This is a genomic window from Clostridium sp. SM-530-WT-3G, from assembly GCF_012843905.1.
Lineage (GTDB): Bacteria > Bacillota > Clostridia > Clostridiales > Clostridiaceae > Clostridium.
Genome location: NZ_JABAGC010000004.1, coordinates 1 through 23,368, shown reverse-complemented (window position 1 = coordinate 23,368; position 23,368 = coordinate 1). Strand labels below are relative to the sequence as shown.

16 protein-coding genes and 2 pseudogenes are annotated in these 23,368 nt (G+C 27.8%); 17 read left to right on the top strand and 1 reads right to left on the bottom strand.

Annotation, left to right across the window (positions count from 1 at the left end; translation table 11 throughout):
- The first annotated feature begins 339 nt into the window (after nucleotides 1-339).
- The 17 genes and pseudogenes from HF850_RS02760 (at nucleotide 340) to HF850_RS02675 (ending at nucleotide 22,766) form a co-directional block, all read left to right on the top strand.
- Complete coding sequence (locus HF850_RS02760) at nucleotides 340-858, top strand: GNAT family N-acetyltransferase (RefSeq protein WP_169103959.1); 519 nt, start codon at nucleotides 340-342, stop codon at nucleotides 856-858.
- Nucleotides 849-1,040 (top strand): annotated as a pseudogene (locus tag HF850_RS02755) (sugar O-acetyltransferase); the annotation flags it as partial. The gene HF850_RS02760 and the pseudogene HF850_RS02755, both read left to right, overlap by 10 nt.
- Before the next feature lie 103 nt (nucleotides 1,041-1,143).
- Nucleotides 1,144-1,647: a GNAT family N-acetyltransferase gene (locus HF850_RS02750; RefSeq protein WP_169103958.1), complete on the top strand. Its 504-nt coding sequence runs from the start codon at nucleotides 1,144-1,146 to the stop codon at nucleotides 1,645-1,647.
- A 662-nt stretch (nucleotides 1,648-2,309) separates the two neighbouring features.
- Nucleotides 2,310-5,159, top strand: a complete 2,850-nt coding sequence (locus HF850_RS02745) for a DUF5979 domain-containing protein (protein ID WP_206151573.1) — start codon at nucleotides 2,310-2,312, stop codon at nucleotides 5,157-5,159.
- Nucleotides 5,160-5,742: 583 nt separating this feature from the next.
- Nucleotides 5,743-7,971 (top strand): AAA family ATPase, encoded by a 2,229-nt coding sequence (locus tag HF850_RS02740; RefSeq protein WP_169103956.1) that lies wholly within the window; start codon nucleotides 5,743-5,745, stop codon nucleotides 7,969-7,971.
- Nucleotides 7,964-9,217 carry a hypothetical protein gene (locus tag HF850_RS02735; RefSeq protein ID WP_169103955.1) on the top strand — a complete coding sequence of 418 codons (1,254 nt, stop codon included), beginning with the start codon at nucleotides 7,964-7,966 and terminating at the stop codon, nucleotides 9,215-9,217. Before HF850_RS02740 ends, HF850_RS02735 begins: the two co-directional genes overlap by 8 nt.
- Before the next feature lie 246 nt (nucleotides 9,218-9,463).
- Nucleotides 9,464-9,664: a hypothetical protein gene (locus HF850_RS02730; RefSeq protein ID WP_169103954.1), complete on the top strand. Its 201-nt coding sequence runs from the start codon at nucleotides 9,464-9,466 to the stop codon at nucleotides 9,662-9,664.
- The gene (locus tag HF850_RS02725; RefSeq protein ID WP_169103953.1) at nucleotides 9,636-10,079 is read left to right on the top strand and encodes a hypothetical protein; all 444 of its coding nucleotides are present in this window, start codon (nucleotides 9,636-9,638) and stop codon (nucleotides 10,077-10,079) included. Before HF850_RS02730 ends, HF850_RS02725 begins: the two co-directional genes overlap by 29 nt.
- The gene (locus HF850_RS16085; RefSeq protein WP_347564392.1) at nucleotides 10,069-11,214 is read left to right on the top strand and encodes a discoidin domain-containing protein; all 1,146 of its coding nucleotides are present in this window, start codon (nucleotides 10,069-10,071) and stop codon (nucleotides 11,212-11,214) included. Before HF850_RS02725 ends, HF850_RS16085 begins: the two co-directional genes overlap by 11 nt.
- A gap of 162 nt (nucleotides 11,215-11,376) precedes the next feature.
- Nucleotides 11,377-12,024, top strand: coding sequence for a class D sortase (locus tag HF850_RS02715; protein ID WP_169103951.1), 648 nt, complete (start codon nucleotides 11,377-11,379; stop codon nucleotides 12,022-12,024).
- A gap of 248 nt (nucleotides 12,025-12,272) precedes the next feature.
- The gene (locus tag HF850_RS02710; RefSeq protein ID WP_169103950.1) at nucleotides 12,273-17,018 is read left to right on the top strand and encodes a collagen binding domain-containing protein; all 4,746 of its coding nucleotides are present in this window, start codon (nucleotides 12,273-12,275) and stop codon (nucleotides 17,016-17,018) included.
- Between the two features lie 355 nt (nucleotides 17,019-17,373).
- Nucleotides 17,374-18,138 carry a formate/nitrite transporter family protein gene (locus tag HF850_RS02705; RefSeq protein WP_169103949.1) on the top strand — a complete coding sequence of 255 codons (765 nt, stop codon included), beginning with the start codon at nucleotides 17,374-17,376 and terminating at the stop codon, nucleotides 18,136-18,138.
- Nucleotides 18,139-18,185: 47 nt separating this feature from the next.
- Complete coding sequence (locus HF850_RS02700) at nucleotides 18,186-18,506, top strand: GNAT family N-acetyltransferase (RefSeq protein WP_169103948.1); 321 nt, start codon at nucleotides 18,186-18,188, stop codon at nucleotides 18,504-18,506.
- A 397-nt stretch (nucleotides 18,507-18,903) separates the two neighbouring features.
- Entirely contained in the window at nucleotides 18,904-19,668 is a 765-nt protein-coding gene (locus HF850_RS02690; RefSeq protein WP_169103947.1) for a formate/nitrite transporter family protein, read from the top strand.
- A gap of 355 nt (nucleotides 19,669-20,023) precedes the next feature.
- Nucleotides 20,024-20,491: a pyridoxamine 5'-phosphate oxidase family protein gene (locus tag HF850_RS02685; protein ID WP_169103946.1), complete on the top strand. Its 468-nt coding sequence runs from the start codon at nucleotides 20,024-20,026 to the stop codon at nucleotides 20,489-20,491.
- A 446-nt stretch (nucleotides 20,492-20,937) separates the two neighbouring features.
- A complete protein-coding gene (locus HF850_RS15970; RefSeq protein ID WP_169103945.1) occupies nucleotides 20,938-21,696 on the top strand; it encodes a protease inhibitor I42 family protein in 759 nt (252 codons plus the stop codon).
- 395 nt (nucleotides 21,697-22,091) lie between these two features.
- Nucleotides 22,092-22,766 (top strand): DUF975 family protein, encoded by a 675-nt coding sequence (locus HF850_RS02675; protein ID WP_169103944.1) that lies wholly within the window; start codon nucleotides 22,092-22,094, stop codon nucleotides 22,764-22,766.
- 284 nt (nucleotides 22,767-23,050) lie between these two features.
- On the opposite strand, the pseudogene HF850_RS02670 reads toward HF850_RS02675, so the two are convergent.
- Nucleotides 23,051-23,368 (bottom strand): annotated as a pseudogene (locus HF850_RS02670) (hypothetical protein); the annotation flags it as partial.

Genomic DNA, 23,368 nt, shown 5'->3' with positions numbered 1-23,368 from the left:
ATATTAATATTCAAAATAGTATAAATAGCTGTTTTAAAATAATGTTGGTAAGATTGAAATTGTATTTTGTAAATTTATTCGCTTGATTTGGATTTTTGCCTTAAAATATACATAGTATGTAAAACAACATTTATTTAAAACAGGATTATATATAATTTCTTTATGTATATGAATTATGAGAGGATTACATGAGAGCTTCAGATAGGTATTATAGAGTTAGTTAGAGTATAAATAATTGTACTGTTGAAGATTATTATCAATGTAGAAAAATATAAAAATATTTTAGTTTAATATTTAATATATACAATTTTTAAAAGATAAAACTGGAGGAATATAATTATGATTAATTATTCAATTAAGGAATGTACATTAGAAGATATAGATAAGGTTAAGGAAATAAGTGAAAAGACATTTTATGAAACTTTTGCAGATCAAAATACAAAAGAAGATATGGAAGAATATTTAAAAGAAAATTTTGCTTATGAAAAAGTTGAAGCAGAGCTTAAAAATGAGTATTCAAAATTTTATATAGTAGAAGATGGTGACAAAGTAGCTGGGTACATGAAGGTTAACTTTGATAAGGCTCAAACAGAAGAGGGATATGATAATTCACTAGAAGTTCAAAGAATTTATATACTTGAAGATTATAAAGGAAAGAAAATAGGTAAGAGTTTAATTACAGAAGCTATTGAATTAGGTAAAAAGAATGATGTTGACTATATATGGCTTGGTGTATGGGAACATAATTTAGATGCTATCAAATTCTATGAGAAGATGGGATTTGAAAAGTTTGATACACATATATTCGTACTTGGCGAAGATAGACAAACTGATAATTTAATGAAGTTAATGTTATAATTTACTGTGGGATAACTATAGGAAATAACGTTGTAATAGGCGCAGGAAGCGTAGTTACTAAGGATATTCCAGATAATATGATAGCAGTTGGAAATCCATTTAGAGTTCTTCGTGAGATTACTGAAGAAGATAGAAAGTATTACTTTAAAGATAGAGTTTTTGACATGGATGATTATAAGTAAGTTTATGTTTAATTACTTATTTCTTATTACTGTTGCCAAAAGTGACAAGGGTAAAAGAAGAATGTAAAAATATTAGAAAATACATAGGAGAAAGTAAGATAATATGAATTTTAGAAAATCAGAAAAATCAGATGTGAAATCAATAATGAAAATTATAAAGCAGGCACAAGAATATTTAAAAAGCCATGGAATTGATCAATGGCAGAATAACTATCCTAATGATGATGTGATAAATAGTGATATATCTAAGGGAGAAAGTTATGTTGTTGAGGAAAATGGAAATATTGTGGCAACTTCAGTAATATCTTTTAATAAGGAAAAAACATACGATATTATACATGAGGGTAAGTGGCTTACTGATGGTAAATATGCTGTTATTCATAGGATAGCTGTAGATAATACATGCAAGGGGTTAGGTGTTTCCCATAAAATAATTGAATATGCAGAAGAAATGTGTAAGGAAAAAGGTATCAATAGTATAAAAATAGATACTCATAAAGAAAATTTATCAATGCAGAAGATGCTTGAGAAAAATGGATTTAAATATTGTGGAATTATTCATTTGGCTGATGGGGCTGAAAGAGTAGCCTTTGAGAAGAATTTCTAAATAATTTTCAGCAGTTAGAAATATAGTATTAGTTTATATGATTATGAAAATAACCGTTATTTTAGGTGAATTATTATCCTGAAATAGCGGTTATTTTTAGTGTAGAAAAAATAATATAGCAAAATTATGATTTGTTTAGAGGAATTGCATTAGTTTTGCCTATTATGAAATTTTACTATAAATAAGTTAACTAACAAAGTTGGATTCTGAGTTTTAGTAAATTTATAACATTGCTAATATAGTTAGACTTCTATATAATAAAGTTTGTTAATTAACTATTAATACTATCTTTGACTAGTTATAGAGAAGGAAACTAATTATAGAGATTTGTATGTATTAGTTTTAGAATTATAAGAAGATAAATTAAAAATATGGTTTTAGAACATTTTTCGTGGTTATAGCTTTATAAGCTATGGGATTTTTTTATGAGCAATAATCAAAATTGCTGCCCTCACTTTATTCTCTATTTTATATAAAAGCTTATTGTAGGTAATCATTTACAGGGGTGTCTACATTTTTTGAATTTATTTAATTTAGAATTTAAATATATAGTAGGAAAAATTATTTTAATACTAAGTAGTATTGTAAAAATTACATAATTCTTGAAGAACTATTTTAATAAAAATAAGATTATGTAAATTGCGCATGAAAGGAATAGACAAGTGAAAAAAGGAAAATTTAAAAAAAAGTTTGTGAGCATTATGCTTTTAATTTTTTTGATTGTCAGTTTTACTACTCCTCCAGTCTATGCACAGAGTAATATTTTTATTGGTGTAGATAATGTAGAAGTAGCAGAACATACAACATTTGATTTACTAAAAGGTGTATATGCACAAAATGAAAAAGGAGAGAAATTACGAGTATCAGTAGCAAGTATACTATGTGATAATAAGAAAATTGACCAGAATGACAATTCAGATACTCTTTTGATTGGCAGTACTGGAACAACGTACATAGTAAATTATAAAGCAGTTTCCTCGGATTTTTCTGAAGAGTATGAAGCTTCAAGAAAAATTATTAGTGTTAAAGATAATGATAATAGTGAAATTAACAATTATTCAGGTGAAAATATTGCAGAATTAGTACAAGATACAACTTCACCAGGAGCAATAAAAGTGTGTTATGCAAATGGAATTCATTACGTTGAAGATAAAGAAGATTCTGATAGTAATCTGATTGTTTATGGTATGAATAATGAATTAAGATCGCCTAATGGAAATGATGCTCCTTATTATAAAGATAGCATTTTGAATCCAAGCGATTTTAAATCTGAAGATGATTATAAGGAATGTAGTAAAAGGCTACGTAAAATACTATATGAGGGCTACCCATATAATGGGGAGAAATTATTTAAAATTGTAGAAGATTCAGAAAGACATATCCCAACAGTAGAAGAGTTTAATGATATGTTAATTCCATTACCAGTATTAAAAGATGCTTTTCCTGAATTAGCTGATTATGATTTTTCATATAATGATTGGTTGAATAAGAATGAGAAGCATTTAAGTGTTCTCTCATCATTTATAAACGAAGTTCTTAAGCTAAAATTATCAAATAAAGAGACATCTAATGGGTTAACAGCTGATGAGATATGTTCTATGCCATTTTACAAAGCTGCATACTGTATGGTATTAGAAATGGCTGAAACACCATTAGAGATATTTTCAATAATTTATGAAGATTCATACTATCTGACTAAAGAACAAGCGTATTTATCAACACAATGTGCAATTTGGATATTATTAAATGAATATAATATTCCTAATAATAATTTAACTCAATCAGTCTTTGCGAATTATCAACTTGCAAAAGTTTTATATGAAGATTCAAATATGGAAAGTGAGCTATTAGAATATAAACCTGATGTTAGTAAAATAAGATTAGAAGGGAATTTAACGTTTGATTACAATCCTAGTGATGGCATGTGGCATAGTGGAAAGCTTATGATAGAAGAACCAGCTGGATATAATGGGGTTTATAAGCTTACTCTCCCAGAAGGAATTACTATAGTGTCTAAAAATTTATCTCAGGTTTTTGGTAATAGTGAATTTGAATTGATTTCAGACAAGCAACCTGAAAGTAATGAAGTTTTAGAAATAGAAGCAGATTTTAATTGGTTAAAAGAACTAAGAAAATATACACCAGTTACGGATACTAAAGTGGATGGAAATAAATTTGAAAACATGGTAGGAGAAGTTGTAGGAAATGAAGATTTTTCATTAGAAACTCATATTAATTCTGATGATGTACCAAGTGATAGTCCAGGAAATCAGCCGGAGGATGTTCCAGATGATAAGCCAAACAATACCCCAAGTGATAATCCAGAAGGTCAACCTGGGGATATTCCAGATGATAAGCCAAACAATACCCCAAGTGATAATCCAGAAGGTCAACCTGGGGATATTCCAGGTGATAAGCCAAACAATACCCCAAGTGATAATCCAGAAGGTCAACCTGGGGATATTCCAGATGATAAGCCAAGCAATACCCCAAGTGATAATCCAGGAAATCAACCAGGGAATGCTTCAAATGGTAAACCTAATAATCATCCAACTGCAAATAAAGCTGATTTAATTATTAGTAAAGTAATTACAGGAGAAGCAGGAGATAAAACTAAAAAGTTTACCTTTGAGATTAATATAGAGAGTAATAAAGGGGCAAAGTTAAATGGTACTTATAAGTATTTAGGAAGTGTTAAAAAAGGCTATGAAAATGAGAGTACAGCACCTGAAAATGGGGAGTTAACATTCGTAAATGGAAAAGCTCAAATTGAACTTTCTCATGGACAACAGATTATTATTAAAAATTTACCACGAGGCTACACTTATACAGTTGTTGAAAAAGAACAAAATCAAGATGGTTATACAACCACATATAATAATGTAACAAAATCAGCAGTAGGAAGCTTAGATAAAGATTCAGAAGTTGATATAGTTAATGATAAAGAAAAAATACCAGAGAATAATATTCCAGGTAATTTAGGTCCAAATGAATCCAATGGATCTAGTGGAAGTAGTAAACCAGATAGCTCTAGCAATCCAAATGAGCTAAATAAAACTGACAAACCTAATGATTCAAGCAATCCAAATGAACCAGATAGAGTTGATAAACCTAATAATTCAAATAAGCCAAGTGAATCAAATAGAATTGATAAATCATATGGTTCAAGTGAGTCAGGTAAACTAGATAAAACTAATAAACCTTATGCTTCAATTAAGTTAAATAAGCCTATTAAAGTTGATGGTTCAAGTAAGGCAAATGAATTAAATAAAGTTAATAAACCTGATGATTCAAATAAACCAAATGAATGGGATAAAGTAGACGAACAGAATAGCTCAAATGAGCCTGATGAGCTTGAAAAAGAAGAGGTTAAAGATAACTATAATTCTGAAGAGGTGTTATCTCAAGCTAAAAATACAAATAATATAATTATTTATATTATTAAATTAATGCTTATTTTATTGCTAGTTTTAATTCTTATTGTTTTCTATAAGAAGAGAAATAATAAATAAGTATATGGATCAATGTTAAAAATTTAAAAAAAGAAATATAAGAAACAACTGGAATACTTAGAGCAGTGATAGTTTTAAGCATTCCAGTTTCTTTTTGATTGTAAATCATAATTATTTAATAATAGATTACATAACGAATTTTTTATACAGTAGAATATATTTAATTTAAGTAGTAATTTCAGTATTATAATAATTTTTATAGTTCATATAATAATTATTATGTAAAGTAAAGTACAACAAAGTGGTGGTTTGGTGGATATTAATAATTTAGCTATAATTCATACTATTCAAGAAAAGAGGAAATTCCTATGACTGACGTCATAGGAATATAAGCGATTCGCACAAAAACAAGTTTTTGGCTCTCTGCTTATAGAAATAGTATATTTCCATAAGAAAGATAGTTATTTTGTTATAGTTTAAAATTAAGGTAATTAGCAATATATTTAATAAAAAATATAGATTGATTCATAAAATTGAACTGATTGATATTTTTAAAGATCTAAATTACAGATATATAATTAATTAGTAAATGTTATGATGATATAGTAAAATAATATAAAAAATTATTGATTGGAGGGTTATTATGGAACTAAATCATTTGTTAAGTAAGGCGGTAGAGTATAAAGAAAATAATACATTTTTTAGTGAGTTTAATCAACAAAAAAAGAATTTTACTAATAGATTTCCTATTACAAGATTGATGAATCTTCCTATAGAGGAATATGTACTTCAGAAAGATAATTATCCTAATAAATACCATGATACTTTTGTATATTGGCTTGAAAGAAAGAAGGGTATTGGTGGAGGAATAGGCGGAGGTAATTCATCTAAATTTTATATTTATATGGATAAAACAGGGGAGTATTGTGTTGGCTATGGAAATAAAAAGAGATATATTTCAGGTGAGGAACTTTCATTTCAATATAGGGAGCTTATTTCTAAAATTGCTAAGGCAATTAAATTGGCTAAGGATGAGAAAATAAGTGAAATTAGAGGCTTGGATATACCAATATGGAATATGGTTCTTTTGAAAATATTATCTATATATGTACCTGAAAAGTTTATTGATATATATTCTTCAAAAGTCTTAATACCATTAGTTGAAACTCTTAAACTACATGTAGAAGCTATTCCAGAAAACATTATTGAGATTAATTATTTAACAAAGAAAAAGTTATTAAGTATGCCAGAGTTTAAGGGATGGAGCAATGCGAAGCTTTCTAATTTTATATGGGAAAACATGCAGGAGAGAAAGCCAGTATACTGGGCATTAGGACATAATTATGATAGAAATCTAGATGTGTTAGATATGTTACTTAAAAAGAATAAAATATCAATTGGATATTTTGATGAAGATTTAAGTGATGTTATTGGAGACAAACAAGAACTTAAATTATATATGGAAAGTAATAATTGTGATAAAAATTCTATAAAATCCTTATGCTATTTTAGTGACATAAAAAAGGATGATATAGTGATTTTAAAAAGTTCATATACTGAAGGAACAGATAAAAAAACAACTGTATTTGAAGTTTCAGCAATGGCAAGAGTAACTGAAGATGCTGAATTAGGATATGAGTATGATGAAGAATTAATTCATACATTACCTGTTGAGTGGATTTCTAAAGATAAGAAAATAATTAGAGGTATTAATTATTTAAAGACAATAACACCAATAAAAAATAAGGATATACTTAATATTATTTTAAATCAAGAAAATGAAAAAACAAAGTTGATAAATGAAAATGATGATTTAAATGAAGATTTAAAAAACATAATCTTATATGGGCCTCCAGGAACAGGAAAAACTTATAATGTTATAAATAAGGCATTAGGAATAGTTGATCCTGAAGGATATTCAGAAATAAGTGATACAAATAATAGAGAAGAGATTTTAAAGAGATATAAAAATTATGGAGATAGAGGTCAGATTCAATTTTGTACTTTTCATCAAAGTTATGGATATGAGGAGTTTGTTGAAGGTTTAAAGTCTGATGGTAATGGCAATTTTGTAACTGAAGATGGAATTTTAAAAAGAATTGCATATAGTGCAGCTTATGAAGCTTTAAAAGATGAATATAAAAATGGTGAGCAAACATATGAAGAGAAAAAAGAAAAAGTAATGAAGTATATGAATAAAGAAAAAGCCTTTAAGGAAGCAAGTAAGTATGTACTTATAATTGATGAAATTAACAGAGGAAATATATCAAAGATATTTGGTGAACTTATAACTCTTTTAGAAGAAGATAAAAGAATAGGAACAACTAATCAGACAAATGTCTTTTTACCATATACAAAGGAAATGTTCTGTCTTCCTAATAATCTCTATATAATAGGAACTATGAATACATCAGATAAATCAATTGCACTAATTGATTCTGCACTAAGAAGAAGATTTTCTTTTGATGAAATTATGCCTGACCCTGAAATACTAGATGAAGTAGATGGAATTGAGCTAGACAAACTTTTGACTGTTATAAATGACAGAGTTGAATTTTTATGTGATAGAGATCATTTAATAGGTCATGCATATTTTGCAAATGCTAAAACGTCATTTGACGTTATTGATATAATAACTAAAAAGCTTGTGCCTTTATTACAGGAGTATTTTTATAATGATAATGAAAAAGTAGGTATGGTTTTAGGGGGAATAGGTACATCTTCAAAAGACAAATATATTATCTATAAGGAAGAAAAATCCGCAACATCTTTATTTAAGGGATTTTCTAATATATCAGATTTAGGAACAAAAACATATTTCAAAGTTAAGAGTAACTTTGGAATAGAGGAGATTAAAAATATATATGAATAATAAGTATATCATATTACGAGAAGCGTTTGATTGGATTTGTATAGGAAATGAGAGTAATGAGTTAAATAAGAGTGAATATGATAAATTGTGTATTTACTTGAAAAAGAATTTACCTAAAGTTTCTGTTTTATATGATTATAACAGATTGAAATTCATTAATTATGTTGGAATAATACATATTGATAACATTGTAATAGAGATTCTGCCTAAAATATCATTAAGTACAGATGCTGCTGAAGATAGAAAAGCATTATTGTTTATGCTATCTAAATGCAGAAAAATTAATGTTGATATTAGGAATATGATAGAGAGTAATATAATTAAGCAACACCTTATTAATATACTGGCTAAAATTTATGTTACAAGGCTTAAAAAAGAAATTCAAAGGGGTATGCATTACGAATATAAATCTGAAGAGGAACTATTAAATAGAATAAAGGGTAAAATTATGATTACAGAAAATATAAAAAAGAATCCTTTTAATAAAACAAAAGTGTACTGCAGATATGATGAATTTACATGCAATAATATGCTTAATGCAATTTTAAAAAGAGCAGTTTGTATTTTATATGATTGTGTTGATGATGATTATGTAAAAAGTGAACTTAATATTATCAGAAAAATGATGGTGGAAACTGATGATATATATATTTCAGATGACATATTGGATAGCTATAGTTTAAATAGAAAAAGTGAGCGGTTTTCAGAAGTTTTATCTATTGCTAAGCTTATATTGAAAAATTCAACTATGGATAAATCAATGGGTGCTGATACTGGTTTTTCAATATTATTTGAGATTAATTATTTGTATGAAGAATATATAGGAATTGTGCTTAAAGAAGTAATAGATGATGAAAGGATTTCTTTGAGTGCTCAGGAAAAAAACAAGTATCTTCTATTTAATACAAAGAAAAATAAACATGAAATAGCATTAAAGCCTGATATAGTTATTTATAAGGAATCATCTGTAAAGATGATAATAGATACAAAATGGAAAGCATCAATGGTAAATAACATGGAAACATATAAGCAAAGTGATATATATCAAATGTATGCTTATATTACTACTTATGAAACTTGTGAAAAATGTATTTTACTATATCCTAAAATGAGTAAAGAAAATGATCACTCCATATGGAAGTTAAATAATACTTTTAATGATAAAAGGATAGCTTTGCATGAAATAGACCTTAGTAGTTATGAAAAAACAAAGGATGAATTAAAGGAATTGATAGCAGATTTATAAAATATTCTTACACACCGTTGTCATTTGTGGCAATGGTATTTATATAGATTTGAACAATTTTTTAAATATAGATATATATAAGTAAAGTTATTCACAACATAACAATTATGTATTATATTAAAATAGAAAAACTATAATAAACGGAAATTAAATATAATTTAAACTAGATTCTGGGTTGGAACTCCTAAAGATAGAGATTCTGTAAAGAGGTATGAGATATACAAGGAGCTAATATCTTCAGGTAAAATGGATGAAGGCGGTCAGACTGATGGAGATGGAAAATGGAGTTCTGCTCAGTTTAAAGCATTACCAGTACCATTAATGAGATGGGTTATGGGTAACAGAATGCATGATGATGAGATTATGTGGCTTGCAGATTATGCTTTAGAACAAAAGAGTAAAGGGAATAATTATCTGAGTGCATACAATTACATATGCGTGGAATAAGCAAAATAATAGATATGAATATATTATTCAAAACAATATTTATGGATGGTCACAGTCAGGTAATGAATACTATGAAAGATTGCTAGGCTGGGGAAATAAAAATTGGAGTGAGTGGCATTCTGCAAGTTATGCAGTTTTAGCAACTGATGCAGTAAATGATTATGATAATTATATTAAGGCTACTGAATTAAATATTTTAGCTGATGCTTATAGTGATAATTCTACTAAAAGAGAAGCATACTTAAAAGCTTTAGATTATCAAAAAATTAATGTGGATTCTATGGAAGGCTTAATTAATACATATAAAGCAGACAGTAGTACTACAAGTACAGATTATTTTAATTTAAGTAAAGGAATAATTGATACATACACATATTATCCTCAAGCAATGGTTGAGTTCTTAAATATCTATTAATTCAACTAATGATATAAAAGTAGGCTTAGTTGGTATAGATGATATATTTACTATAGATATATTAGATAGTAAGCCTATTACAGAATCAACTGTATATAAAAATGATTTAGAAAATTTATTAATTGGTGATATAGATAACTTAGAATTTTCATTAGATGGTGGTAATACATGGTGTGATTATGTAGGTGGTCTTGAAAATGGTATAAGATTTACAGGAGATAAGACGGTAAAGCTTAGATACAAGGCTTATGGACATTATCTTCAAGGAAATAGTGTAGATTATACTTTTACAGAAGATACAAATACACCTGAAAAGACTTATGTACAATTAAACAATGTTAAACTAGAAGGATACTCAACTCAACAGGATGATTCAGATCATGCTGCAACTAATTTTATAGATGGTAATTATAATACAGGATGGCATACGAAATTTAACTATACAGATCCTGATAAATTCTATACTGTATCCTTTGATAAAGTTAGAAATATAACATCTTTAGAATATATAGCATCAGGTGGATTCAATGGGATGATAAAGGATGCAGATATATATACAAGTCTTGACGGTGAAAACTGGGTTAAATCAGGAAGTAATTCAAGTGGTGGTTCTGGACATCATCATTCAAGTGGTAGCAGTTCTGGTTCAGGTAGTAATTCAAGCAGTAATTCAGGAAATGACGCAAGCAATGAATCCAATAATACTGTAAACTCAGAAAATAAAGATGATTTAGACAATAATAATAATGCCGGAATTAAAGATTCAGGATGGAGCCAAGGCAATAATAATTCATGGTCATATTATAAGGATGGTAAACCAGTTAAAAATGACTGGGTTCAAGATAATAATAAGTGGTACTACATGAATGAATCAGGTGATATGGCAACAGGTTGGATGCAATCTCCATATAGTGGCAAGTGGTATTACATGGATGGATCAGGAGCTATGACAACTGGATGGGTTCAAGACAATAACAAGTGGTACTACATGAATGAATCAGGTGATATGGCAACAGGTTGGGTACAATCTCCATACAGTGGAAAATGGTATTATTTAAATCAATCAGGTGAAATGCTTACAAATACAACTGTTAATGGGTATGTATTAGGTCCATCTGGAGAATGGATTAAATAAATTTAAGTGAATAAAGTGTAAAATAGATACTAACAATATTAGAATTGTTTTTCTGATATTGTTAGTATTTTTTAATTATAAAGTTTTTATTAGAAAAGTCTTTCATATATTTTAGTGATATAATTAATTTGGTAAATAATTCAAATGGTGGTGTCATATTAAATGAAAAAACATTTGGGGGCTTTTTTAATTATATTAGGTGTATCAATAATATTAGGTTCATTATTTATAAAATTTAGAGTTGATTATAAAAAGAATCAACTAATTAATGAATTTAAAGAATCTATGGTTAGTTTACAGAAGGATGAAGATGAAAATAATATTAATGTCAATAATGATTATACGAGTGTAAATGAAGATGATTGTGTTGAAATTAGTTTAGATGAAAAAGAAAACTTGGATATTAGAAAAGAAAATGTAATAGGTATAATTGAAATTCCTAAAATTAATCTTACAGCACCTATTGGGCAAGGAACTGATAAAGAAACTTTAAAGTATACAGTAGGTCATTTTGAAAAGACTGCAATGCCAGGGCAGAAAGGAAATTGTTGTATTATAGGTCATAGAAGTTATACTTATGGAGAATTTTTTAATAGATTAGATGAAATTAAAGAGGGAGATAAAATAATAGTTAGCTATAATAATAATACTTATAATTATATTGTTAAGAAAGTATTTGTAGTTGAACCAGAGGAAATTTCAGTATTAGAACATGATAATAATATTGAATCAGAGATAACATTAATTACATGCACACCATTAAGGGTAGGGACTCATAGACTTATAATAAAAGGTGAATTAGAATGTTGATAAATACAAGAAGCTTTTAGTTTTTCGTAGATAGAAGAACTGAAAGCTTTTTATTTTTGCTTTAAATTTTAAATATTTATTTAGTAGAAAATTAATTTTACATAATTTTGGTTTTATTAAGTGAAGAAAAAGCATATATTAAATTGATTGAAATTTGTAAATAGCAGAAAATTTAGCTTTTTATTTATATTTCAATCAACTATACACATACCAAAAATTTACAATTAACAAATTAAGGAGGGAGATTTATGTACAAGGTTTATAAGGGTAAACGAAAGAGTAGAAATTTATTTGAGAAAAGCTTAGTTCATTTTATGAGTATTTCATTGCTTTTTCAATTATTTGGGCTGAATTTCACAAATAAATTAGTGTATGCAGATGGTACAGAAGATAAACTTAAAAATACAAAAGTATCTTTGTTAAATGGGAAAGATGAAACTGTTAGTGAATTAAATTTGAATGATAGTATTAAAATCAAATATAATTTTGTAATTCCCAAAGGAACGGAATTAACCGAAAATACGGAATATACATTTGAATTTCCAGATGAATTTAATACGGTCAGTGAAGGAGATACAGTTTTTAATGCAGTAACTACGAAGATAGAAAAATTAGAAGCACCTTTGAATACTTTAGCAAATCAACAAGAAAAAGTCGCTGATAATCCTGAAAATAAAGATATACAGGAAGGATCAGCTGAAGAAATTACTGATAATAAGGAACAGCAAGAGAAAAATGTAAATGAAAATAATGACGAAGATATACCTAATGAAAAAAATGATGATAATAAAAATACAGATGAATCAAATCAAAGTGAAAACTCTACAACAGAAGTAAAAACTGAATTAGATGTAAATAAGGAAGTGAAAGCTGAAAACAACGAAGTAAAAACTGAAGACAAGAAAGAAAATAATATTGAACCTAAAAATGAAACGAATAATGAGGCTAGCAATAGTGAAACAAAAGAGAGATTAAATAATAACGAAAGTAATGAGGTTCAAGAGAAATCACAACAAACTTCAGGTGTTATTAAATTAGAGCAGAATACTGAAGTTAAAGTTAATCCAGCATCTTTAGAAAAAGAAAAAACTGAAGAGGTTTCATTAGATTTTATTAATTCTATGAATATTGATATTAAAGAAAAAGATGGGAAAAAGTTTAATAGAATAATTATTAAGTCAAAGGCTCTATCTGCAGAGGAAGATATAAAGTGTGAATTTACAGTGAATACAACTGTAAGTAAAGAAAATGTTAGTATTGATGAATTTAATAAAACTAATGAACTTAAATTTTATATTAACAATAAAGTAATGTCTTATAATCTTTCTTTTAAAGGCAAGGAGATACCTGCAAGTGATTTTATTACTGGAGCCTATATATCAGATAAGAGTTTTTCAAGTGATATTAATGAAGAAAGCTGTCCTATGAACCCTGGATTTGAGGAATATATTAAAAATCATAAAATAGAGAATTTTGACCCGACTTTAAATTCTCTATATACATGCTATAAATTTAGAGTTCCTGAAGATATTTCTATTGATAAAGGAGATGGCTTTACACTAAAACTTCCAGATGAAATAGCAAAAATTGCTCCCACCAAAGAATTCGATTGTGATTTGAAAACTGATAAAAATATCAAAATAGGAAGAATATATTTCAAATCAGATAATACAATTAAAGTTGTGTTTAATGAAGAAGTTTCTGAAAATTCAAAGGTAGAAGGTTATTTTTGGTTTGGTAGAAAGATTGAGGAGAAAATAATAGAAAATAAAGAAGAGGTTAATATTGTTTATAAAATAGGTGAGGAAAGTTTTGAATTTACAGTAAACTTAAAACATGAAGATAAGAAACCAAGTATAACTAAGTCAGGTAAATATGTTAGAAGTGAAAATGCGATAAATTGGGAGGTTAAAATAAATCCTGGAAATAGTTCTGATATATTCAAAAACTATACTGTGTATGATGAACTTAAAGAACCAAAATTAAACAGCTTTATTACAGATTCATTGGTAGTAGATGATATACCTATGCCAGATAAAACAGATTGTTTTGATGGAAGTAAATTTAAATATACCTTTGAGGAAATAAAGAAAAATGAAGAGCATTGTATAAAGTTTAAAACACAGCCTACACAAAAGATTGTAGATTCAATTGGAGAAACATATACAATTAATAATGCTGCAATATTAAAGGATAATAATGAGGATACTGCTTCAGAATTATGCAAGGCTACAGCTAAGGTTGATATATTAAATGATTATATAAAAAAGACAGGTAAGTATGATGCTAATGGAAAACAAGTTATTTGGAATATTTCTATTAATAATAGTAATATGGAGCTTAAAGATGTAGTTGTAGAAGATAAAATTAATACTGATATCTTTAAGATGCCAGAAATTGCTGATATTACAGCAAAAGATGGAACTGTATCTATATCCGGTTCTACTATATTTATTAGTTATCCAGAAATTAAAGAAAAGAAGACAATAACAATAAAAACTAAATTAAAAGATGATGTTTATACTGAATCTTTTGGTGCTGAGAAGATAGTTGATAATAAAGCCAAAATTTACATTGAGCAAAAATTTGTGCAGGAGTCTGTTTCACCTTCAGTTAAAATAGGTACTATAGGGGAAATGATAAAAAAATCACTTGTATCTGGTCAAGGTAATAAAGTTACAGACTTAATAGTATGGAAAGTAAATGTGAATTTGAGTAAAATAAAAATTAAAAATGCTAGATTGTATGAGTCGCTTTCAGATAATCAGGAATTTAAAAGTGCAGATGTGTATAAAGCAGAGGATTTTGGCAAACCAGATAAATCTCCAGTGAAGACAATTAATTCATTATCTATAGATGGTGATAATAAGAGTTATATTGATCTTGGTTTTTTAGATGATGAGTATGTAATTATAGTTACTACTAAATTGAAAGATAGTGTTTTGAAAGAGTTTAGAAATAAAAATGGTTTGGTTAGTAATTTAGTTAAAAACACATCTACTCTTAAAGGTGAAGGATTAAAATTAGACGGGTATTCAGCTACTGCATTTAAGAGTATAAATACTACTGTTCTTGAAAAGAAGGGTAGTTATAATAAAGATGATAGAACAATCGAATGGACTATAATTGTTAATAGTTCTCATAATCCTATAACAAATGCTGTACTTACAGATATTATACCTGAAGGTCAGGAGTATGTAGTTGATACATTTTCAATTGAAGATAAACAACAAGGAGATAGTAAGAAAGATTCTAATCTTCCAAGTAGTACTGTAAAATATACTGAAGCAGAAGCTGGAAATCCATCTAAGGGTGGAACTTTAACTTATGAATTTGGAAGTGATGTGCGTGAAGATTCATATATTATAAAATATAAGACTAAGATATCTGGTGATAAAAAGTATAATGAAAATTCTAGTTTTAAAGCTAAAAACACAGCTAAATTAAATGCAGATGAGTTTTCAAAGCCTGTAATTAAAGAAGCTGAAGTTGAAGTTAAAAATTTCTTAATACAGAAAAAATGTGCTTATAATGATGGAGATGATTTTATAACATGGGAGGTTTATGTAAATCAGAATAATATAATGCTTAATAATATGACTATAATTGATGAACTTCCAGAAGGGTTAAAGCTAGATAGTGATACTTTAGAATTTTATAAAGTAAAGTTGGATTCTAATGGTAATATTACTGGTGATAAGGAGCCAGTGCCACAAAGTGATTATAGTGTTGATTATGATATATCAACAGGTAAAATCACAATAAGCTATCCAAAACCAACAAATGATTCATTTTTGCTTAAGTTCGAAACACCTGTATTAATTAATCAAACAAAGTATACTAATAAAGTATCTATTGAAAGCAACGAAATAAAATCTGTTACAACACAAGAGTCTAAATTTGTAAGATTTGATGAATATGGTGTAGGCGCACGTGGTGAAAAGGGTACTATAAATATAGTTAAAGTTGATAAGAATGATGAAACGCATAAGCTTCCAGGAGCTAAATTTCAATTAATTAGAAAATCTGATAATAAGATTATGGATTATACTGACAGTGAATCAACTACTGATGATGATGGTAAGGTTACATTTAAGAAGGTTAAGTATGGAGATTATATTGTAAGAGAAATAAAGGCTCCTGAAGGATATGAAACTGCTGTTGACCAGGAGGTTACTATTTCATCAGAAAATGAAACTGTTAATCTTAAGTTTACTGATGAATTTATAGTAGTTAAGGATATAGATATAAGTCTTATTAAAGCATTTAGTGATAATAAGACTGGAGTCAATGTGAATGAAGGAAGTGGAGCTGAATTTACGTTATATACTGATCCAGAGTGTACAACTTCATCAGCAGTATCATTAAACAAAGAAGCTTTATGGGATGGCTCTAAATATATTGTTATTTTCAAGGTAAATTATTTGGCTAAGAATACAAAATATTATTTAAAGGAGACTAAAGCACCAAATGGGTATTCGTTAAATAGTACTATTTACTGCTGTAATATAGATGTAGATGGAAATGTGACTTATGCTGAAATAAATGAGGATGGAACTATGAGTGATTATACAAGTGAAATTCCTGTATGCCTTAATAATAAAGAAGATAATGGCGGAGGTTCTTCATCTGGCGGTCATCACCACCATCATAATAATTCAGATGATGATGATGATGACGATAATTCAAACAAACAGCCTGATGAAACAAATCCAGAAAATCCAAGTGATAATCCATCTATAAATAATGGGCAGACAAATCCTAATACTAATATACCAATAATTAATCCAGGAAATAACAATCCAAATGGTAGTACAATTAGTAATTCACAGTCTAATACTGATAAACCTAATAAATCTGAAAAAACATCACAAAGTAAATCAAGGCTTCCTCAAGCAGGTTCAATGATTGATACAAAAGTATTGGTTGTTCTTGGTGCTATTTTAGTAGTATTAGGTGTTGGAATCGAAATTAGAAAGAAGCATACTAATTAGGTATAGGATTTAGATAACTAATATATATAGTAATTAATATATTAAATTTATAACTCTCTTTATAGATGATAGTTAAGACTGTTTCTATAGAGAGAGTTTTTGTTTATATAATCATGTATAGATTTAATTTTATACAAATAATCTAGATGGTACGCCTAAATAAGAAAATACATATCAATATGCACTTTTAAAGCATGAGTGGAAAAAGTTTTAATTAACTATTAATGTTATGGTTAGTGTTTGATAGGATATAACATTTGTTTAAGAGAAATGCAACTATAATATATACAAAAATATAGAAATAATGTATAATTTTGAGGGAATAAGTGATTATTAATAATTGAGAGGTGTAAAAATGTATTATAGTGACGTTGAAAAATTAGCAAGTTCATCGGAAAGCAAGCTTAATATAGCTGATTCAAGTTTTATTAAATATTTTGGACGAGCTATGATGGCTGGAATATTTATATTACTAGCTACAATTCTTTCAAATGTAGTGGGAGCAGTTCTTTCTGAAAACTTTCCTGAAGCTGCTAAAATATCAGGAGCAGCATTATTTAGTTTTGCAATAATAGCAGTTGTATTCTTTGGTGGAGAACTATTTACTGGTAATAATTTAGTTATGATTATAGGGTTAATCAAAAAGAAAGTAAGTTTACAAGCTACAATGAAAATATGGATTTATTCATTTTTAGGAAACTTTGTTGGCATATTTGTATTTGCTTATCTTTTTGTAGCAAGTGGTGCAAGCTTTGATCTTATAAAATCTTATGTAGAACCTGTAGTTTCTGCAAAAGTAAACCTATCAGTAATGCAGTTGATTTTTAGAGGAATCTTATGTAACTTCAGTGTATGCCTTGCTGTATATAGTGGTATAAGACTTAAGAGTGAAGTTGGAAAAATGGTACTTATGTTTTTGTGCGTTTTTACATTTGTAGTTGCAGGATTCGAACATAGTATTGCTAATTTAGCTGTATTTTCAATATCATATTTTGCTTCAGGAAGTATTCCAGTAGCAGGAGTTTTAAATAATCTTTTATGGGTTGTTATTGGAAATATTATAGGTGGTGGAGTTCTTTTAGGAGGACTAATACACATATCTAGCATTAAAGATAATTAATATAATTAAAACAAAAGGCATTAAGGGAAATTAACATATTTCTTTTAATGTCTTTTATTAATATTTTACTTACAAATGATAAAGAACTTGTATCTTTCTGTACATTGGCAGAAGAGGATGACATAAGAGATAGTGGACTTACTCCATGGATAGGATTTGTATATACTTTTCCACAGTATAGAGGGAATAGGTATGCAGGAATTCTTTTGGAGCATGGATATAAAACAGCTAAAAATTATGGAGCTAAGCAGATTTATATTTCAACTGGTGAAACTGGATTGTATGAGAAATATGGATATACATTCTATAAAATCATGAAGGATACGCACGGTGAAGATTCCAGAGTTTATAAGATTAATATTAAGTAACTATAATATTGCTTAAGATAAATTGATTTTGATATTATTCAAGGTGAAGCTATTAAAAGAGATGGAACAATGCATGTTCATGTTGAAAAGGACAATGGTAAAGCTGTTTCAGTGCAGATTTTAGGAAATACAGTTATTGCTTTTAAAACAGAAATTGAATATTAAAATGTATAAAGACAGTAATAATTGATTTTAAAAAACTTAATCAATTATTGCTGTTTTATTAATTTTAAGAACTTAAAATAAACAGAAATAAATTTAATTGGGGAAATTATTTTTAATTTTATTATTGGACTTACTTTGAGTGCTTATTATATCTAATAAAGAATATATACAAATTATGATTGATAATGTATAATATGCAAGGATTACAAACAAAAGATGAAGAGGTGTAAAAATGTACGATAGTGATATTGAAAGTATGGCAAATTCGGCAGTGAGTAAAGTAGAGATTGCTAATGGAAGTTTAGTGAAGTACTTTGCACGAGCTATAATGGCAGGAGTATTTATATTGTTTGCTACTGTTCTTTCAAATGTAGTGGGAGCTATTCTTTCGAAAAACTTCCCAGAAGCAGCTAGAATATCAGGAGCTGCATTATTTAGTTTTGCAATAATAGCTGTTGTATTATTAGGTGGAGAACTTTTTACAGGTAATAATTTAGTAATGTTTATTGGAATAATTAAAAAGAAAGTAAGCATAGGGTCTACAGCTAAAATATGGATTTATTCATTTATAGGAAACTTTATTGGTATTTTTATATTTGCCTATATTTTTGTAGCTAGTGGTGCTAGCATGGATATTGTAAAATCTTATGTTGAACCTGTAGTTCATACAAAAGTAAGCTTATCAGCAATACAGCTAGTTTTTAGAGGAATATTATGTAACTTTAGTGTTTGTCTTGCTGTATATAGTGGTGTAAGACTTAAAAGTGAAACAGCAAAGATAATTCTTATGTTCTTATGTGTTTTCACATTTGTAGTAGCAGGTTTTGAACACTGTATTGCTAATATGGCAACATTCTCAGTTGCATATTTTGCAACAGGAAGCCTTCCAGCAGCAGGTGTTTTACATAATATGATCTGGGTTGTAGTTGGAAATATAATAGGTGGAGGAGTTCTTTTAGGAGGACTACTATATATTTCAAGTATTAAAGACAAGTAGAATAATAAAAAAGCATTAAAAGAAACTATAGAAATTTCTTTTAATGCTTTTTTATTATGAGCATTATTCTATTTTATAGTATAGGTTGAAAGAAAAGTAGAAGGATTCCCTTGAAGCTTGTGTAATGATAATATATAATTTAAAAAGTATGAGTCATATAAGGAAATCTTATACAAATTCTAAGAGTAATAATTATACAAGGAATTTGAAGACGATTAATACTTAAAAACAGGTAAAATGTGCATAAAAATAAGGGGTAGTAAGGTTATATTATTAGCAAAATGAAAGATAAAATGTTCTGGTAATTATGAGTAGTAAAAAGAATTTTTGCTATAGTATTTTATTGGGAGGTAATATGAGAAGAAAAGACAGAGAAATAACTGATTATAATAAAATGATAAAAATCATGCAGAAGTGTGACTGCTGCAGATTAGGTTTTATAGATGAAGATGGAGTATATATACTTCCATTGAACTTTGGAATTAAAGAAGATGATGGAAAGCTTATTTTATATTTTCATGGTGCAAAAGAAGGCAAGAAAATCAACTTAATTAAATCTCAAAAGCATATTGGATTTGAAATGGATACAAAACATCAGCTTGTAAAACATGATACAGCATGTGGCTATTCATATTTATATGCAAGTATTATAGGCAAGGGAGAAGTGTCATTAGTTGAAGATATTACTGAGAAAATCATTGGGTTAAACAGTATTATGATGCATTATAGCAAAAAGCAGGAGTGGGTATTTACTGAAGAAATGGTTAAAGAAATTGCTGTAATAAAATTAGTGGTTGATAATTGGACATGCAAGGAGCATTAATAAAAGAAACATTATCAATGTTTCTTTTATTAGTTAGGTGATTATTTTGTTAACTAATGCAACTTTAAAGTGACAAGTTTACTATAAATGAACCTGAGAGTTGGTGTATGCTGCCATGATCCAGAAGGTGATGCTATAGGTCATATGTAAATTTAAACTTCAAAATAGAGAATTCCCATTTTTCTTTAAGTTGGAGTAGTTCACTAATATAAATGTTTAGATTGAAAAGTTGCAGTATTTTGAAAAAAGACTGTGACTTTTTATTTTAATGTGGGAAAATATTAAGTTCTCAATTAAAAATTAAATGTAAAGTTATGAAATGCAGGGGAGAATAGATGAATTTGCAAAACGTAATATAAGGGTGTAAGATAAAATTAAAGAGATAAATTATATTGCTTGTTCTTAATTATAGGAACAGACAATAGTATTGATTGGGAGATAGGAAGATGAAAAAAGGATTATTAACAAAGGTATTATTATCTTCATTAGTAATTGTATCAGCAGTAGGATTAAATCCAATAAAGGCTCATGCAGAATGGAGACAAAACTCAACTGGATGGTGGTATACTAAGGGAAGTTTATGGTCTGTTGGATGGGACAATATTAATGGAAAGTGGTATCATTTTAATAAAAATGGCTACATGGATATAGGATGGCTAAATGATGGAGGCAAATGGTATTACCTTGATAAGAATGGCGATATGAAGACTGGATGGATAAATTATAAAGACAAGTGGTACTATCTTGATGGTAGTGGATCTATGGTAACTGGTTGGTTAAATGATGATGGAAAGACTTATCTTCTAGGACAAGATGGTGCAATGGTTACTGGTAGTAAATTGTACAAGTTTAAACCATCAGGTGAGCTCATATCTGCTGAGCCATATATAGATGAAGCAAAGAAGCAAAAGCAGGCAGAAGTCAGTCTTTATGGAAATCCAACAACAGGCTATACTTGGGAATACACTATTGGTGATAATAGTATTGTAAAGCTTGATTCAAAGGATTTTATCTCTGAAAATACTGATCCAGAAGTATGTGGAGCAGGAGGAACATTTACTTGGAAGTTCTCAGGATTAAAGGCAGGTACAACTGAAATTACTTTTAAGTATTTAAGACCTTGGGATGAAAGCTCATTATACGAAACAAAGACTTATGTATGTACAGTTGATAAAGATAAGAATATTCTATTAGAAGAAAAGTAATAGAAATATTACAATGAATTTTAAAATAAGATATTTTATTTGTTATTTAGGTGTTGCCCATTTGTAGCAAAAATAAAAGTCATAAAAATATGGCATTATTCTCATTGTTAGAATAATGCCATATTTTTATTTTAAATTAATTTATTATTATAATATTCTTTTTTATGTATTAATTAGCTATATTTTTATAATAATATGGCAATAATTACAATTGCGAGTCGGTAATATAACTTATAAAGTTTGAGTTTATAAAATAGGGTGAAATATAGCTGTACAGTATTATGTAAAATTTAATACATAGAAACTTTATAGATTGAAGCATAGATAAGCATATTTAATAATATTTTATATAAAGGTAGTATTAGAGCTTATTAAGATGGGAGGATGATGTATCAATGGATATTAGTATTAAAGAAATTAAAAGGAATGCAAGGAAAAGTTTAAAAGGTAAGTGGCACTTGATGATACTGATCACAATACTTTATAGTATAACAGGACTTGTCTGGAACCTAATTCCTGATATAATGAACAACTGGAATTCAACCTTTGATATAATAAATATTGTAGTTGATTCATTATTGATATTTGGATATATGAATATAGTTCTAGATGTATCCAGGAGGAAGTTCATTGATATATCATTGCTATTAAAGGGATGTACCAAATTTTTTAAAGCTTTAGGTATTAAAATATTAATGTTTGTTTTTATAACACTTTGGTCACTGCTTTTTGTTATTCCAGGTTTTATAGCAGCCATTAGTTATTCTATGACATTTTATATATGGGTAGATAATCCTGAGATTGGAATTAAAGAAGCTATAACAAGGAGCAAAGAACTTACAGAAGGTCATAAGCTAGAGATATTTGCTTTATTATTTAGTTTTATGGGGTGGATTCTATTAGCATTAATACCAGCATGCATTATTAAAGGCTATTTTCCACAGTTCTTTAATTTTACATTAACTTTAGGAATGATAATTGTAGAACCATATATAGCAGTATCCCTTGCAGATTTTTATAATAAGCTTATTGATGAAAAGGCTAAAGAAGAGACTAGTTATTTTGTATAAAAAATATATTTCAAGCATTGCCTTTTGTGGCAATGTTTTTTTAAGGCAATTTTGCAATTTGAAATCTAATTTAAATTGATAAGTTTATGTTACGCTAAGGTTTTAAAATATATAAGATATGTGTGATATAGTACTGTTTTAATAGCATATAGAGCTGTTTTCAAAAAATGTTGTTTATAAGTTATACAAAGTTAAATGTAAACAAGTAGTTTTAGTGGGCTGGAACTGGTCCTAATATTTTATGAAGTATATGAAGTTAAACATAAATTGATGTGAAAAATATATTACAAGACAAGTTCTGATTTTTTAATATTACTTGTTTTTATAAATCCAAAATATTTTACTAGGGAGTAGGACATATCCATAGACTTAAAGCAATAATCAAGGTTAAATAATATAAAATAGGATAAATAGTTCTCTAAATATTTAGTTGCTATTCCATAAAAATCGCAAAACCAAGCTGATACTTTGTGTCCAATATGGTTAATTTTATCGTCAATAACTCTAGATTTGCTTTTCCATCTTTTGTTAGTTTTATTATTATACCTTTCACTTACAGCTCTTAAGAAACGATTCCATCCATTAGTGATAATTAATGCTTT

Bases quoted from the DNA above. Each gene is read 5' to 3' on its own strand.
- HF850_RS02690 (WP_169103947.1), top strand. From the start codon at position 18,904: ATGTACGATAGTGATATTGAAAGTATGGCAAATTCGGCAGTGAGTAAA.
- HF850_RS02730 (WP_169103954.1), top strand. From the start codon at position 9,464: ATGGATGAAGGCGGTCAGACTGATGGAGATGGAAAATGGAGTTCTGCT.
- HF850_RS02750 (WP_169103958.1), top strand. From the start codon at position 1,144: ATGAATTTTAGAAAATCAGAAAAATCAGATGTGAAATCAATAATGAAA.
- HF850_RS02700 (WP_169103948.1), top strand. From the start codon at position 18,186: ATGTCTTTTATTAATATTTTACTTACAAATGATAAAGAACTTGTATCT.
- HF850_RS02715 (WP_169103951.1), top strand. From the start codon at position 11,377: ATGAAAAAACATTTGGGGGCTTTTTTAATTATATTAGGTGTATCAATA.
- HF850_RS02685 (WP_169103946.1), top strand. From the start codon at position 20,024: ATGAGAAGAAAAGACAGAGAAATAACTGATTATAATAAAATGATAAAA.
- HF850_RS02760 (WP_169103959.1), top strand. From the start codon at position 340: ATGATTAATTATTCAATTAAGGAATGTACATTAGAAGATATAGATAAG.
- HF850_RS02735 (WP_169103955.1), top strand. From the start codon at position 7,964: ATGAATAATAAGTATATCATATTACGAGAAGCGTTTGATTGGATTTGT.
- HF850_RS02705 (WP_169103949.1), top strand. From the start codon at position 17,374: ATGTATTATAGTGACGTTGAAAAATTAGCAAGTTCATCGGAAAGCAAG.
- HF850_RS02740 (WP_169103956.1), top strand. From the start codon at position 5,743: ATGGAACTAAATCATTTGTTAAGTAAGGCGGTAGAGTATAAAGAAAAT.
- HF850_RS15970 (WP_169103945.1), top strand. From the start codon at position 20,938: ATGAAAAAAGGATTATTAACAAAGGTATTATTATCTTCATTAGTAATT.
- HF850_RS02710 (WP_169103950.1), top strand. From the start codon at position 12,273: ATGTACAAGGTTTATAAGGGTAAACGAAAGAGTAGAAATTTATTTGAG.
- HF850_RS02675 (WP_169103944.1), top strand. From the start codon at position 22,092: ATGGATATTAGTATTAAAGAAATTAAAAGGAATGCAAGGAAAAGTTTA.